The sequence below is a fragment of the Burkholderia sp. CpTa8-5 genome (assembly GCF_017815045.1).
Classification (GTDB): domain Bacteria; phylum Pseudomonadota; class Gammaproteobacteria; order Burkholderiales; family Burkholderiaceae; genus Burkholderia; species Burkholderia sola.
The window spans coordinates 155488-169845 of sequence record NZ_JAGIQD010000001.1 but is presented as its reverse complement, the minus strand read 5'-3'; the positions used below and the strand labels follow the sequence as shown (position 1 = coordinate 169845).

Annotated in this window: 14 protein-coding genes; 12 read left to right on the top strand and 2 right to left on the bottom strand. The window is 68.7% G+C overall.

The features are described from left to right. Positions 1-326 precede the first annotated feature (326 nt). A complete protein-coding gene (locus J8I35_RS00810) occupies positions 327-1178 on the bottom strand; it encodes a ferritin-like domain-containing protein (protein ID WP_209924479.1) in 852 nt (283 codons plus the stop codon). Positions 1179-1207: 29 nt separating this feature from the next. Beyond that, on the bottom strand, positions 1208-2143 hold the full coding sequence (locus J8I35_RS00805; RefSeq protein WP_209924478.1) for a fatty acid desaturase: 936 nt from the start codon (positions 2141-2143) through the stop codon (positions 1208-1210). A 427-nt stretch (positions 2144-2570) separates the two neighbouring features. Here J8I35_RS00805 and J8I35_RS00800 point away from each other — a divergent pair, with 427 nt between their 5' ends. Genes J8I35_RS00800 through J8I35_RS00745 form a run of 12 tightly spaced genes read left to right on the top strand, consistent with a single transcriptional unit; the run spans position 2571 to position 14356 of the window. After that, positions 2571-4334, top strand: a complete 1764-nt coding sequence (locus J8I35_RS00800) for a fatty acyl-AMP ligase (protein ID WP_348522245.1) — start codon at positions 2571-2573, stop codon at positions 4332-4334. Further along, positions 4331-5041: an ABC transporter ATP-binding protein gene (locus J8I35_RS00795; RefSeq protein ID WP_209924217.1), complete on the top strand. Its 711-nt coding sequence runs from the start codon at positions 4331-4333 to the stop codon at positions 5039-5041. Before J8I35_RS00800 ends, J8I35_RS00795 begins: the two co-directional genes overlap by 4 nt. After that, complete coding sequence (locus J8I35_RS00790) at positions 5013-6230, top strand: ABC transporter permease (RefSeq protein WP_209924216.1); 1218 nt, start codon at positions 5013-5015, stop codon at positions 6228-6230. Before J8I35_RS00795 ends, J8I35_RS00790 begins: the two co-directional genes overlap by 29 nt. Next, on the top strand, positions 6227-6970 hold the full coding sequence (locus J8I35_RS00785) for an outer membrane lipoprotein-sorting protein (protein WP_124555088.1): 744 nt from the start codon (positions 6227-6229) through the stop codon (positions 6968-6970). The genes J8I35_RS00790 and J8I35_RS00785 overlap by 4 nt, the downstream gene beginning before the upstream one ends. Further along, positions 6960-8297: a hypothetical protein gene (locus J8I35_RS00780; protein WP_209924215.1), complete on the top strand. Its 1338-nt coding sequence runs from the start codon at positions 6960-6962 to the stop codon at positions 8295-8297. Before J8I35_RS00785 ends, J8I35_RS00780 begins: the two co-directional genes overlap by 11 nt. A 13-nt stretch (positions 8298-8310) precedes the next feature. Then, positions 8311-9393, top strand: coding sequence for a hypothetical protein (locus J8I35_RS00775; RefSeq protein ID WP_209924214.1), 1083 nt, complete (start codon positions 8311-8313; stop codon positions 9391-9393). Positions 9394-9451: 58 nt separating this feature from the next. Further along, a complete protein-coding gene (locus J8I35_RS00770; RefSeq protein WP_006481176.1) occupies positions 9452-9706 on the top strand; it encodes an acyl carrier protein in 255 nt (84 codons plus the stop codon). 7 nt (positions 9707-9713) lie between these two features. Further along, positions 9714-10589: a hypothetical protein gene (locus tag J8I35_RS00765; protein ID WP_209924213.1), complete on the top strand. Its 876-nt coding sequence runs from the start codon at positions 9714-9716 to the stop codon at positions 10587-10589. 1 nt (position 10590) lies between these two features. After that, the gene (locus tag J8I35_RS00760; protein ID WP_050013575.1) at positions 10591-11217 is read left to right on the top strand and encodes a hypothetical protein; all 627 of its coding nucleotides are present in this window, start codon (positions 10591-10593) and stop codon (positions 11215-11217) included. Next, a complete protein-coding gene (locus J8I35_RS00755) occupies positions 11217-12200 on the top strand; it encodes a ferritin-like domain-containing protein (RefSeq protein ID WP_050013576.1) in 984 nt (327 codons plus the stop codon). The genes J8I35_RS00760 and J8I35_RS00755 overlap by 1 nt, the downstream gene beginning before the upstream one ends. 1 nt (position 12201) lies before the next feature. After that, positions 12202-13191: a 3-oxoacyl-ACP synthase gene (locus tag J8I35_RS00750; protein ID WP_124592607.1), complete on the top strand. Its 990-nt coding sequence runs from the start codon at positions 12202-12204 to the stop codon at positions 13189-13191. Further along, positions 13181-14356: a PLP-dependent decarboxylase gene (locus tag J8I35_RS00745; RefSeq protein ID WP_209924212.1), complete on the top strand. Its 1176-nt coding sequence runs from the start codon at positions 13181-13183 to the stop codon at positions 14354-14356. Before J8I35_RS00750 ends, J8I35_RS00745 begins: the two co-directional genes overlap by 11 nt. The last annotated feature ends 2 nt before the right edge of the window (positions 14357-14358 follow it).

Below are 14358 nucleotides of genomic sequence, written 5' to 3'. Positions count from 1 at the left end.
TCGATCTCGTCGCACAATCAGATGCATCACCCGATTCCTACAATTCAATTTCAATCAGCCAACTTTTAAATTCATTTTTCCCGGACTGCGAAAGACAACCGGTCGGTAACATACACGAAAATGCCATCTAAATCCGGAATTCCGTGTTTACATAAATATGCTAAACGAATGAATTTCAAAGCTGCCATGCAATTTCAAGCAACTGATGCGCCGATTATGTCTGGAATAATTAATTCGCCTGCCGGTAGCGCCGTTCGGCCGCATGGCGTTCGGATGTCGGCCGGATTTCGGCCCGCACCGCGCGGCGGGCTGCCTGTATCGATCCGCTACGGGCGGCCCAACGCGCCATTCGTCCGCGCGGTCACTTCGCGGCGATAGCGGTTCAGTTCCTGCGCGCTCGCGAACGTGCGCTCGAACAGGATCGACAGGTTGTGCAGGATCCGCTCGACGACCTTCTTCTCCCACTCGCCGTCGAAACGGATCTGCTCGTCGAGCCAGCGCTCGAGCCATTCCGGATCGGGCAGGCGCGACTGCACGGTGTCGCGCGGAAACAGCGCCTGGTTCACGTGCAGGTTGGTCGGGTGCAGCGGCTTCTCGGTGCGGCGCGCCGACGCCATCAGCACGCCGATCTTCGCGAAGGCGGCACGCGCGACGTCGCCGTGGTCGTTCAGCGCCTTCTTCATATAGCGCAGGTACGCGCCGCCATGACGCGCTTCGTCGCGCGAAATCGTTTCGTAAATCTGCTTGATGACGGGCTCGGTGTGCCAATCGGCCGCGCAGCGGTACCAGTGGTTCAGGCGGATCTCGCCGCAGAAGTGCAGCATCAGCGTCTCGAGCGGCGGCGCCGGATCGAACTCGAAACGCACCGCGTGCAGTTCCGCCTCGGTTGGCACCCGCTCCGGCCTGAAGCGGCGCAGGTATTCCGTCAGCACGAGCGAATGCTTCTGCTCCTCGAAGAACCACACGCTCATGAACGCGGAGAAGTCGCTGTCGTGCCGGTTGTCGCGCAGGAACATTTCCGTCGCGGGCAGTGCCGACCATTCGGTGATCGCGTTCATCCTGATCGTCTCGGCCTGCTCGTCGGTGAGCAACGCGGCATCGAACCGGTTCCACGGAATGTCCTTCTCCATGTCCCAGCGAACCGCTTCGAGCGATCTGAACAGTTCCGGATAGAGCATCGTCGTCCCAAGATAGTCGGCAGCGGTAGTCATGCCGATTGCGTGGACGCCGGCGCAACCGCTTCGGCATCGTCCCGATCGTCGTCCACCGAGCGAGGCGTCAGCCGGCCGCGCAGCAACGCGTAGTAGAACTGCCGGTACGTGCGGTGGTAATAGCGGATGCGCGGCGCGATCGCGCCATGCAGATCGTGCAGGCGCTCGATCGGCAGGTTCGGCATCATGTGATGCTCGACGTGATAGTTGTTGCCGTTCGTGAACCATGTCATGAACGCATTGCTCTCGATCGTCCTCGTGTTGCGGAACGGGTCGGTGCTCGTCAGGTCGCAGCGGTAGTGCTCGGGCATCTCGACCAGCGCATGCACGGGCGCCGCGACGCACACGAGCGGCACGACCCACACCCAGACGACGCACCACGAGTGCAGCGCGAACGACAGCGCGGCCAGCAGCGCGATCGCCGCCGCCATCAGCAGGTAGTCGCGGCGGATCGCACGCGACACGAGCGCGTTGTCGCCGAAGCGCGCGCCCGGCACGACGAGCTTCGCAACGCTCTTCGCGAACTGGATATAGTGCGCGGCCATCGACAGCCGCCACGCCCACAGCCCGACATTGACGACGGGGCGCGCGCCGTACTGGTCGCCGTAGTCGAAGAACTCCTTGTTCTCCGGCGTGCCGAGCAGCCGGTGATGGCGCAGGTGGCTGTCCTGGTACGCGTGGAACGACACGAGCATCGGCATGCCGAGCAGCACGCCGAACACCATGTTCAGGCGCTTGCTGCGGAACCCCTGGTAATGCAGCGCCTGGTGCTGCAGTTCGACGCCGTGCGCATACATCGCACCGATCAGCAGGATGCCGAAGATCTTCAGGATCACGAGCGCCGACAGCGCGAACATCATCCCGTGCGCGATGAGCGCGACGTACACTGCCAGCTTCAGCGAGAAGACCACGCCGCTCGGGCGGCTCTTCATGTCTGCAACCGATTTCGTGCGGGCGACCAGCGATGAGGTGACGGACAAGACGCTCTCCTTGAGCCGGGCCCCGCCCGGCACGATGACGCGGCGGCGCTGGCGCGCTGCCGGGATGCAATTCTTCTGTGAGTCGATGTTTCGGACAAACGAATTTTCCGAACGCATTGCATGACGCCTGCGCATGAGCGCACCACATCGTGAACTAGACGACCGGTCGGTTGAGACAGACCAGTCACCTAGCGCGTATTCATCGTTCACGCTGATAACGAATGTGCGCTGCCCCGAGTGGATGCGCTCCGCTCATGCATAGCCTGCATAGATTCCGTTTGTCGCGGCCGATCGATCCGGCAAGAATCCACCTCACTCGACGAACGGCGCCGCCGGCACCGTGGCGCGAGCGGCCGTGTTCCGCAACGGGAGAATCCTCGTGACGAAGTACGCATCGACCATTCATCGCCTGATCGAATCGCTCGAGGACGTCGCGGGCGCCATGCATCGCATGACGTTCGTCGACGATGCGGGCAACGAAGCCGGCGTCACGTACCGGCGCTTCGCGGAAGCGGTGTTTCATCAGGCCGGCGCGCTGCGCGAGCTCGGTGTGCGCGAGAACGATCTGGTGATGCTGGCGCTGCCCGCGTCGGTCGAGCATGCGGTCGCGATGATGGCCTGCGTGATGACCGGTGCGCTGCCCTGCACCGTGCCCGTTCCCGCACGGCGCGCGGCGGCCGGACGGCAGGTGATCGACGTCGCGTGCGAGCTGTACCGGCCGCGCATCGTCGTCGCCGCGGATGCGCAGGCCGCGGCGTGGCGCGACGACGCGTTTCCCGCGGCCTCAACGCGCGTGGTCGATCTCGCGACGCTGGCGAATGCCGCCGACGCCGGCGCGCGCGCACTGATCAGCGCGAAGAGCGGCAGCGATCCGCATCATGTGCAGCTCACGTCCGGTTCGACGTCGCATCCGAAGGCCGCGGTGCTCAGCCACGAGAACGTGATCGCGAACGTGCTCGGCATCGGCGGCTCGGTGCGCTTCGATATCGCGGCCGGCGACGGCACCGCGTCGTGGCTGCCGCTCTATCACGACATGGGGCTGCTCACGCTGCTGTCGAACCTGCATTACCGCGCGCCGCTGCTGATGATGCAGCCGAACAGCTTCATCCGGAATCCGCTCGGCTGGTTGAAGCGCATCGCGTCGGCGCGCGCGACGACGACGTCGGTGCCGACCTTCGCGCTGCGCTACTGCGTGCGCCGCTTCAATGCGGCCGCGATGATCGGCGTCGATCTGTCCGCGTGCCGCAACATCTTCATCGGCGGCGAACGCGTCGACGACGCGACGCTGCGCGATTTCGCCGCGACGTTCGCGCCGTACGGCCTGGCGGCATCGGCGCTGCAACCGTGCTACGGGATGGCCGAATCGACGCTCGCGGTATCGATGCATCGCGCGTGGCACGAAGGCGCGGTCGACGGCGCGCCGTACGTGATCGCCGACACGCTCGACCGGCGCGCGCTGATCGAGCGCCGCGACGCGCAGCCGGCCGCCGCGAACGACGGTCGCGAGACGGACACCGAAACGGTGCTCGCGATGGGCACGCCGATCGACGGGATGGCGTTCCGCATCCTCGACGACGGCGACCACGCGCTGGCGAACCGCGCGGTCGGCGAAGTCGCGATCCGCGGCACGTCGGTGATGCTCGGCTACCTGAACCCCGACGACGGCACGATCGCCGCGCCGCTGACGGCCGACGGCTGGTTCCGCACGGGCGACATCGGCTACGTCGCGGACGGCCAGCTGCATATCCTCGGCCGCAAGAAGGAAGTCATCATCATTCGCGGCAGCAACTATTTCCCGCACGAGATCGAGGAAGCGCTGGCGTCGCACAGCGCGCTGCGCAAGAGCACGTGCATCGCGTTCGGGCTGCCCGATCCCGAAACCGGCACCGAGCGGCTGGTCGTCGCGATCGAGGCGCGGCCCATCGACGCGACGCCGCAAACCCGCACCGAGTGCCAGCAGCTGCTCGCGTCGCGCATCGGCTTCGCCGCGCAGGATCTGTGTTTCGTCGAGCCCGGCTCGCTGCCGCGCACGACGAGCGGCAAGCTGCAGCGCGTGAAGTGTCGCGATCTCTATGCGAACGGCGCGCTGCCCGTCATCGCAGCACCGGTTGCCGTCGAAGCGGGCCAGGGAGCATTCGCATGACGGCCGCGCCCCTGGCCCCGGTGCTCGAGCTGCGCGACGTCACACGCACGTACGAAGGCGCGGGCCGCGTCGTCGCGGTGCGCGACGCGACGATCTCGATCGCCCGGCGCGACGTCGTCGCGCTCGTCGGTCCGTCGGGCAGCGGCAAAAGCACGCTGCTCAACCTCGCCGGCTTTCTCGACGTGCCGACGAGCGGCGAACGCTGGCTCGAAGGCCGCCGCATCGACGATGCGCCGGACACGCTCGAACGGATTCGCCGCGGACGCATCGGCTTCGTATTCCAGCAGTTCAACCTGATACCGGTGATGTCGGCGCTCGAGAACGTCGAGCTCGGCTGCTTCGCGTGGGGCACGCCGCGCACGCGGCGCGAACGCGCGCGCGCGATGCTCGACGCGGTGGGGCTCGCCGCGCGCGAACGACATCGCCCCGGCGAGCTGTCCGGCGGCGAACAGCAGCGCGTCGCCCTGGCCCGCGCACTCGCCAAGGAGCCGGCGATCGTGATCGCGGACGAGCCGACCGCGAGCCTCGACAGCACGAATGCGCGGGCGGTCGCCGAGCTGATCCTCGACACCAATCGCACGCTGGGCACCGCCTTTCTGATTGCGTCGCACGACGATCGTCTGTGCGCGCACCTGCCGCGCCGCATCGAGATGCGCGACGGCGTACCGGGAGTGAATCGTGAACTGGTCGACGTTTGCGTGGCGTAACCTCTGGCGCAACCGGCGCCGCACCGTGCTGACGATGGCGATGATCGGCGTCGCCGCGTTCGCGTCGAGCCTCGCGCTCGGCTACGTGATCGCGACGTTCGATGCCGTGCGCGAAGGGTCGATCGACAGCGGCGTCGGCCACGTGCAGGTGCTGCATCACGGCTACCTCGACCTGATCGGCGAACGGCCGCTGCAATACGGGCTGACCGCCGACGAACAGGCCGCCGCCACGCAGGCGATTGCAAAGGTGCCCGGCGTCGCGACGACCGCGCGCGGCATCGACTTCGACGGGCTCGTATCGAACGGCGATCTCAGCTACGGCTTCGTCGGCGAAGGAATCGAACCGAACCGCGAGCCGCCCGGCTTCTTCGACTATCACACGGTACTGTCGGGCCGCTATCTGTCGCCGACGAACGCGGGGACCGAAGTCGTCGTCGGCGCCGAACTCGCACGCAAGCTCGGCGTGCACGTCGGCTCGGTCGTGCAGCTGATGGCGTCGACCGCGCACGGCGGCATCAACGCGACCGACGCGCAGATCGTCGGCGTGATGAGCACCGGCAACAAGGACGTCGACGAACGGATCGTCAACGTGACGTTTACGGCCGCGCAGGCGCTGCTGCGCACCGACCGCGCGTCGCGCATCGCGGTGTTCCTCGAGGACACCGCCGGCACGACGGCCGCCGCTGCGACGCTGCGCACCGCGCTGCCGACGCTCGACGTGCGGACCTGGGACCAGCTCGTGTCGCTCTATCACCAGGTCGTCGCGCTGTACAAGAACCAGTTCTCGGTGTTCGGCGCGATTCTGTGCGCGACGATCCTGCTGTCGATGAGCAACTGGATTTTGATGAGCATCGTCGAGCGGCGCCGCGAGATCTCGACGCTGCGCGCGCTCGGCGTGCCGGCCGCGACGGTGCGCGGCGTGCTGATCCAGGAAACCGCGCTGCTCGGCCTGCTCGGCGCGGCCGCCGGCATCGCGCTCGCGCTGTTGACGATGGTCGCGCTCAATCACGCGCAGATCCACCTGCCCGCGCCGCCCGGCCGCGTGAAACCGATCCTGCTCGAATTCGCCGTATCGCCCGTCGCCGTGGCCGCCGTCGAAGCCGCGTTCGTCGTGCTCGGCGTGGCCGCGGCGCTGCTCGCGACGATCGGGCTCGCGAAACGCAACATCCTCGAAGGACTCGCCCCATGAACCGCATTCGCCTTACGTTCGCCGCGCTCGTCGCGTGCGTGCCGCTCGCCGCGCACGCGGCCGACACGCCGACGGCCCAGACCATGCTCGCCCGTGCCGACGCATACCGCAGCACGGCCGCCGATACGCAGACGAACATCCGGATCACCAACGAGGTCGGCGGACAAGCCGGCGACGCGACGCGCTATCTCGTCTACACGCGCGGCAACGGCGACACGCTCGCGCTGACGCGCAGCGGCGAGAACGACGGCCAGAAATACCTCGCGACGACGCGCGGGCACTGGTTCTACGTGCCGAACACGCGCAGCGCGGTGCGCATCAACGGGATGCAGCGGCTGCAAGGGGAAGTCGTGATCAGCGATATCACGCGCACGCACTGGGCGGACAGCTATCGCGCGACGGCCGTGCCGGGCACGACGCCGATCGCCGGCAAGCCGGCCACCGAGCTCGACCTGAGCGCGACCGATCCCGACAACGTGTACCCGACGATCAAGCTGTGGGTGACGCCCGACACCGACGTGCCGGTGCGCGCGCAGTTCTTCCTGGCGAGCGGCCTGCTGTTTCGCAGCGCCGACTTTTCGGCTCCGGTCGACGCGAACGGCCGCAAGGTGATCCGCAAGATCACGTATCGCAACGAGGTCGAGAAGCAGCGCGCGAGCGTCGTCGACATCCTCGACGGCCAACCGCGCACGATTCCGTCGGGCTGGTTCAATCCCGACACGCTCGCCGATGGCCAGTGAGTACGCCGCCGATGCCGACGCTCATCGTGACCGCCTCCGTTCGTCGCCCGACCGCGCAAACCGCACGCCCCGCGGCTGGCCCGGCGTCGCGCTCGCAATCCCGCTCGCGCTCGGTTGCACGCTCGCGCACGGAGCATCGCTGATGGATCAGCTCGGCACGCTCAACGGTATCGGCTACGCGCGCTCCGTCGACAGCATGGACGGCCGCGCGCTGCTCGGCCGCCTGATCGGCGATTCGCCGCGCAACCAGCAGGAAGCCGGCCTGCTCGCACGCATCGACGGCGAGAACCTGTTCGTGAACGCGCGCGTCGTCGCCAGCAACCATTCGCTCGGCGCGCAGGCGAGCCGCTTCAACGAAGCGGGCGTGCGCTACGCGTTCGACAACGGCATCACGCTGACGGCCGGCAAGCGGATCGATACGCTCGACACGTCGCAGGCGTTCTTCCCGCTCGGCTTCTTCCAGAAGCGGGCCGCGACGGCCGACATCTACGATCGCTACGGCGACGTCGAAGGCACGCCGCTCGTCGAAGCGAAATGGGCCGGCGAACAGACCACGCTGCAGTTCATCGCCGGCGAGAACCGCACGTTGCGCAACGACGTCGACAACCGCGACGTGCAGGGCGCGACGCAACTCGTGCGCGGCGCGTACAACGGGTCGGGCGGCTCGGCCGCGCTGCTCGCGGGCCGTCACGCGGGCCGCGGCGGCGCGGGCGCGACGCTGTCGTTCGACGTCGCGCGCTCGAACACCGTCTATGCGAGCGCGTGGCTCGAGCGCGGCACGACGCGGCCGCTGCCCGCGTTCATCGCGAACGGCACGCCGCTCGATTCGGCCGCCGCGTACGACGCCGTCGATCGCCGCAACGATCGCCAGTACATGTGGCGCAGCGCGGTCGGCATGCAGAGCGCGCTGCCCGGCAATCTGTCGCTGATCGTCGAGTGGTCGCACGACGAAGCGCGTTACGACGCGAGCCAGTGGCGCCGAATGGTCGGCGCGGTGCAGGCGAACAACGCGCTGCTGCCCGTCGCGCCCGGCGCCGCGCTGGCCGGCCTCGGCGGCACGGCCAACTTCGTCAGCGTCGACGGCAGCCTGCGCGACTACCTGTTCGCGCGGCTCGGCAAGAAGGTCGGCCGCGTCGAGTATTCGCTGCGCGGCGTCTATTCGCCGCAGGACAAGGGCCTGCTCGCGATCGCGCAGGTCGTCGCCGACGTGAACACACGCGTGAGCGTCGATGTCGCGCTCACCCACGCCTTCTCCGACAGCCAGTCCGAGTACCGGATGGTCGGCCTCGGCACCCGCATCGACGCCGCCGTGCGCGTGCGTTTCTGACAGGAACCCTGCCATGTCCACGCTTTCCGCCCCCGCCCCGATCGCACCGCCGCTGCTGCGCGTGGCCGACCAGGCTGCGTATCCGGTGCTGCGCCACCTCGACGCGATCGGCACGCCGCCGCGCGCGGCGGCCCGGCTCGTCGAAGCCGCCGCCGTGCGGCTGCTCGACAGCGAGATGGTGATCGCGCTGCGCGCCGCCACGCCGGACGTGCTGCCCGACGCGTCCGCGTCGACACCGCTGCGGCACGACGAGGCGCCGCTCACCGAAGCGCTGCTCGAGCAGATCGACCGCGAAGGGTTTCATCAGCTGTTCAAGCCGTTCATGCGCGCATTCATCCGCATCATGTTCGGGCTGTTCTTCTCCGACGACCAGAACCGCCGTGCATGCGCGTGCATCGACGCCGGCCACAACTTCGCGTTCCTGATGAGCGACGGTGGCGGCCCGACGCTGGCCGCCTGGCGCACCGTCGTACGTAGCGACGACAACGGGCTCGCGCTGACCGTCGACAAGGTATGGGGCATCGAGGCGCATCGCGACTGCATGGCCGTCGTCGCCGCGCGCCTGCCGGGCGTGATGTTCCCGGCCGCCTATCTCGTGTGGCCCGACGAGTATCGAAAACTGAAACGCACGACCTGCGGCGCGCCGTTCCTCGCGGGCAACCTGCAGCTCGCAAACGTCGGCGGCCAGGTGCGCGTCGCCGCCGAGGATCGGCTGCGGATCGGCGGGCCGACCGTCTTCAACAAATACCTGACCGTGGTGCGACCGTACTTCGTCCGCGCGCTGATGGCGCACGTCGGCTGGCTCGAACGGACCGGCCGCGTCGAACTCGATGCCGACGCGCGCGCCGTGCACCGCTTCATCGCGGACGCCGCGCGCACCCAGACCGACGACGCGCACTACAGCTTCGGCAAGGTGCAGCGCGTGCTCGCGATCAAGCTGCTGTCGAACGAGTTCCTGAGCGCGCTCGTGCGCGACGGCAAGGTGCCGCTGTTCGACGACCAGCGCGACCTGCTGGCGTTTTCGAAGATGGAAGGCAGTTCGTACCGTTGTTATCACGAGCTTCGCAAGAGCCTGCGCTGCGAAGCCGGCAGTTGATCCACGCGACAGGCCGATCGATCCCGATCCATTCAACTCAACTCCAGGAGCTCCCCTCATGACGACCCAGAACGTTCCGGCCGACGCGCTCGACATCCTGTCCCGCGAAGTCGCGAAGATCCTCAACGTCGAAACCGTCGACACGGACGCCGGCATCGGCGAACTCGGCATCGATTCGCTGAACATCGTCGAGCTGATCGTGTTCTGCGAACAGCTTTACGGTTCGATCGATCCGGAAGCGCTGAACATCACGCAGTACACGACGCTGCAGCAGCTCGACGCGCAACTGCGCAGCCAGCAGCACGCGGCCTGATACGGCGATGCTCGCGCCCCTTGCCCCCGTGGCGACCGCCGCCGTCGAGCCGGCCCCGGCGACCGCGCTGACCGTGCAGGCGCTCGCGTACCGGCGCGTCGCGCCGTCGCGCGACGGCGCGGCGGTGCCGCTCGACGACACGGCGCGCGCGATCGGCACGCTCGCGTGCGCCGAGCGCGAGCGGCTGTGCGGCGCGGTCGGCGCGGACGACTACGTGGTCAGCTCGACGATCCTGTCGATGCTGCTGATGAACGATTCGCCGCAGCATCGCGTGTTCGCGCAGGCGCTGGCCGGCGCGAACGACTACACGCCCGACTGGATGACCTGCTCGTACGAATGCGCGGGCTGGGGCTACGTGCTGCGCCGCACGCTCGCGACCGCGGCCGAGACCGGGCCGCGCACGCTGCTGCTGCAGATCGTCGACATCGACGTGCACGGCTATACGTACTGGCACGGCAATCCCGCATGGGGGCGCTCGGGCTTCGGCGTCTGCACGCTGCTCGTCGACGTCGGCCGCGAACCGGCGCAGTCGGTGATCGCCGACGCCGCGCCGCCGTCCAGCGCGGTCGTGCGGCTCGGCCGCGACATCCGCACGTTCTGCGCGGCGCGCCCGGGCCTGCACGCGGCGTTGCCGTTCTTTCCGGCGACGTCGCGGCGCGCGCTGCGCGCGTCGGTCGGCAAGACGCCGCTGCTGCCGGACGGCCACGGCGTGTTCGGCCATGCGTTCGGCAGCGACCCGTGGCTGTCGGTGCTGCTCGCGCGGCGCGACGGCGACACGCCGCGCCGCGCGGCCGTCTGCTCCCTCGCGCTAAACGGCTATTACGTGATCGCGGACGTCGCGTTCGCGCCGGACGCGACGTTCTCTCTCGACGGCGAGGCGTGACATGGTGCGACCCGTTCACTTCACCTACCGGATCGAGCGCGATGCGCGCCAGCCTGTCGCGGTCGCGGCCAGCGCATACCGGATGCCGCTCGACACGCCCACCGACTACGCACGCGCCGCGCTCGCGGAAGCGGCCGGCGATGCGTACGACGCGGGCAATACGTCGGACGCGGCCGACGGCGAACGCCGCGTGCTGCTCGACCACGTGCAGTATTTCGCATTCCTCGCGGAAATCACCGCGCGGATTCGCGACGCGGTGCACCCGGACGCGCGCCTGTTCATCGAAGTGTGCGCGCCGTATTTCGGCGCGCTGCCGGCCGAACTGCTCGCGCCGCACGTGCTGCTCGGCGTGCACCTGTACGACGAAGCCTTGCGCGATGCCGCGCGCGGCGCGCCGGTCGTCTGGATCGGCGACCGCATCCTGCGCGATGCGGAATTCGCCGGCGACAACCGCGTGTGCTGCGCGATCTGGCCCGCGCGGCTCGCCGATGCGTTCGACGCGCAACTGCGCGGCGCGTGGCCGGCGTTCGCGATCCGGCTCGAACCGCACCCTGGCGCGTCGCGCGCCGCCCCATTCACCGATTCCGCCCATCATTCCGGCGCCGCCGCGCGGCCGGGGAGACCCTGATGAACGACACGCTTACCGTGATGCAGGACACGGCCGATATCCGCTGGTCGATGCCCGTCGATGCGCTGATGTCGAACGACTACGCGCTGCGCGAAGAGGCGCTGAACCGGCTGTACGAGAAGGCTAAGGCCGCGCAGTGGGACGTCGCGACCGACGTCGACTGGCGCCACGACCTCGACCCGGCGAACCCGCTCGGCATGCCCGACCCGACGCTGCTGATCTATGGCACCGAACTGTGGGGCAAGCTGGCCGACGCCGACAAGCGCGAGGTACGCCACCACGCGCAGGGCTGGCTGCTGTCGCAGATCCTGCACGGCGAGCAGGCTGCGCTGATCTGCGCGTCGAAGCTCGCGTCGGCCGAGAACGGCCTGAGCGCGCGGCTGTGCGCGGCCGCGCAGATGATGGACGAAGCGCGCCACGTCGAGGCGTACGCGAAGCTCGTCAACGAGAAGCTCGACGTCAGCTACCCGATGAGCCGCTCGCTGAAGGGGCTGCTGCACGACACGATCACGAGCAGCGCGCTCGACATGACGAACCTCGGGATGCAGGTGCTGGTCGAGGGCATCGCGCTGTCGATCTTCCAGAGCGTCGTCGCGTACAGCACCGACCCGTTCATCAAGGACCTGTTCCTGCGGATCCAGCGCGACGAAGCGCGTCACTTCGCGGTCGGCCGGATCACGCTGTGCCGCGTGTACGCGGAGATGAGTTCGCACGAGCTGCGCGAGCGCGAGGAATTCATCTGCGAAGGCGCGGCCGTGCTGTACGAGCATCTATGCGCGGACGACATCTGGGAGCCGATGGGACTGTCCAAGCGCGAATGCAGCGCGATGGTGCGCGAGTCGCCGGTATCGAGCTCGATCCGCCGCTCGATCTTCCGGCGCCTGGTGCCGACGATCCGCGAGATGGGCCTGCTCACGCCGACCGTGCAGGCGACCTTCGAAAAGCTCGACGTCCTCGACTACGCGGCGATGCCGCTCAACTGACATGACGATGCCCTCCCCCCACGCATCCCGCGACGCCGGCTTCTGGATCGGCATCGACGCGGTGGCCTACGAGCTGCCGGGCCCGCCCGTCGATATCGAAGCCTGGGCCGCCGAACGCGACTATCCGGCCCAGCGGGCGGCCGCGATCGCGCAGTCGGGCAGCCGCTATTTCCACATGGCGCTCGACACGAGCGAGACCGATCTCGCGATCGCGGCGGTCGGCCGGCTGCTCGATACCGCGCGCGTGCCTCCGTCCGACGTCGGCGCGATCGTGCACGTGCACACGCAGCAGTTCAGCGTGCCGCCCGCGCCGCGCAGCCTGCCGCACGAAGTGGCCGCGCGCTTCGGCATCGAGCCGCTGTGGCTCGGCTCCGTCGCGCAACTGAACTGCGTATCGGTCGCGGCCGGCATCGAAACCGTGCGCGCGCTGATGCGCCGCCATCCGCAGATCGACGCGGCGCTCGTCGTGTCGTCCGACCGCGTGTACGGCGAGGATTACCGGATGCGGCAGATGACGGGCGTGCAGTGCGACGGCGCGGCCGCGATGCTGATCGCGCGCAACAGCACGAAGAACCGGCTCGGCGGCATCGCGATCGAAACGCATGCGAAATGGCACCGCGGCTCCGACACCGTCGCCGCGAACGAGGCCGACCTGATCATGATGGAGTGGCCGTACACGCGCCGTGCGATCGACGCGGCCGTCGCGCTCGAGCCGCATGCGCTCGACGCATACGACCTCGTGCTGCCGCACAACGCCGACCTGCCCGGCTGGAGCGCGCTGTGCCGCGCGATGCGCGTGCCGGCCGAGCGGCTCTATGCGGACAACATCCATGCGCGCGGCCACGCGTGCTGTTCGGATTTCCCGATCAACCTGGCCGACGTCGGGCTCGATGCGGTCGCGCACGGCCGGCGCGTGCTCGGCGTGATGCAGTCGAACTGCGGCGCGTATGCGGCCGCCACGCTCCATCCGGTGAGCCGCCATGACGCCTGAGCGCCCGCTTCCCGCCGCCGCCGATCAGGCGTGGATCGCCGATCTGCGCACGCCGTGCTACGTGTACGAGCCCGAGATCGCGATCGCCCGCTACCGGTCGCTGAAGGCGCGACTCGGCACGCGGCTGATCGTGTCGCTGAAGGCGAATCCGAACCAGGACATGCTCGCGCGTTGCGCGCATGCGTACGAGGACGGCGTCGAACTCGCGAGCCGCGGCGAACTCGACGCGGTGATCGGCCGGATCAAGACGCCGCGCTACCTGAACAATCCGTCGATGGACGAGATGTTCATGCGCGCGGGGCTCGCGTCGCGCTGCCATTTCGTGCTCGACAACCCGGACGCGATCGCGCGCTTCGTGCCGCTCGCCCGCGAAGCGGCGGCCGGCGGCAGCACGCCGGGCGCCGTGCTGCTGCGCGTGAACGCCGGCGCGCTGGCAGGTGAACACGCGCGGGCGCTATGGCACGACCACTTCGGGATGACGCCGAACGAGGCGCACGACGCGGTGCGCACGCTCGCGGCCGCCGGCCTGCCCGTCGCCGGGCTGCATGTGTTCTCCGGCCCGCATTCGTTCATCCGCCAGGACCGGACGCAGCCGGACACGCTCGTGTTGCCCGAACGGCTCGCGGCGCTGGCGCGCGATCTCGCACCGGCCAACGGTGCGCCGCTCGCGTCGCTGAGCCTCGGCGGCGGTTTCGCCGACGATCATCCGGGCGATGCCGCGTTCGAACGCTATGCCGCCGCGCTCGCGCCGCTCGCCGGCCAGTATTCGCTCGCCCACGAATCGGGCCGCGCGATCTTCGCGGATGCGGGCGTGTTCGCGACGCGCGTCGTCGCGGTCAAGACGTGGCAGGACCGCACGATCGCGGTCTGCGACGGCGGGCTGTCGCATGCGTTCCTGCTCGCGCAGACCGAAACGATGATGCGCCGCCTGGCCGCGCCGTCGCTCGTGCGCCGCACGCCCGCGCCGCCGCCCCGTGGCGTGCCGACGCTCTACGTCGGCAGCACCTGCAGCCGCGCGGACGTGATCGGCCGCGACGACACGGGCGCGCCGCCCCAGGTCGGCGACATCGCGGTGTTCGAACGCTGCGGCGCGTATCACCGCACGTACTCGATGGCGCATTTCCTGTCCCACGAAGCCGCGCACGTGTACGTGCGGCCGGCCTGAAC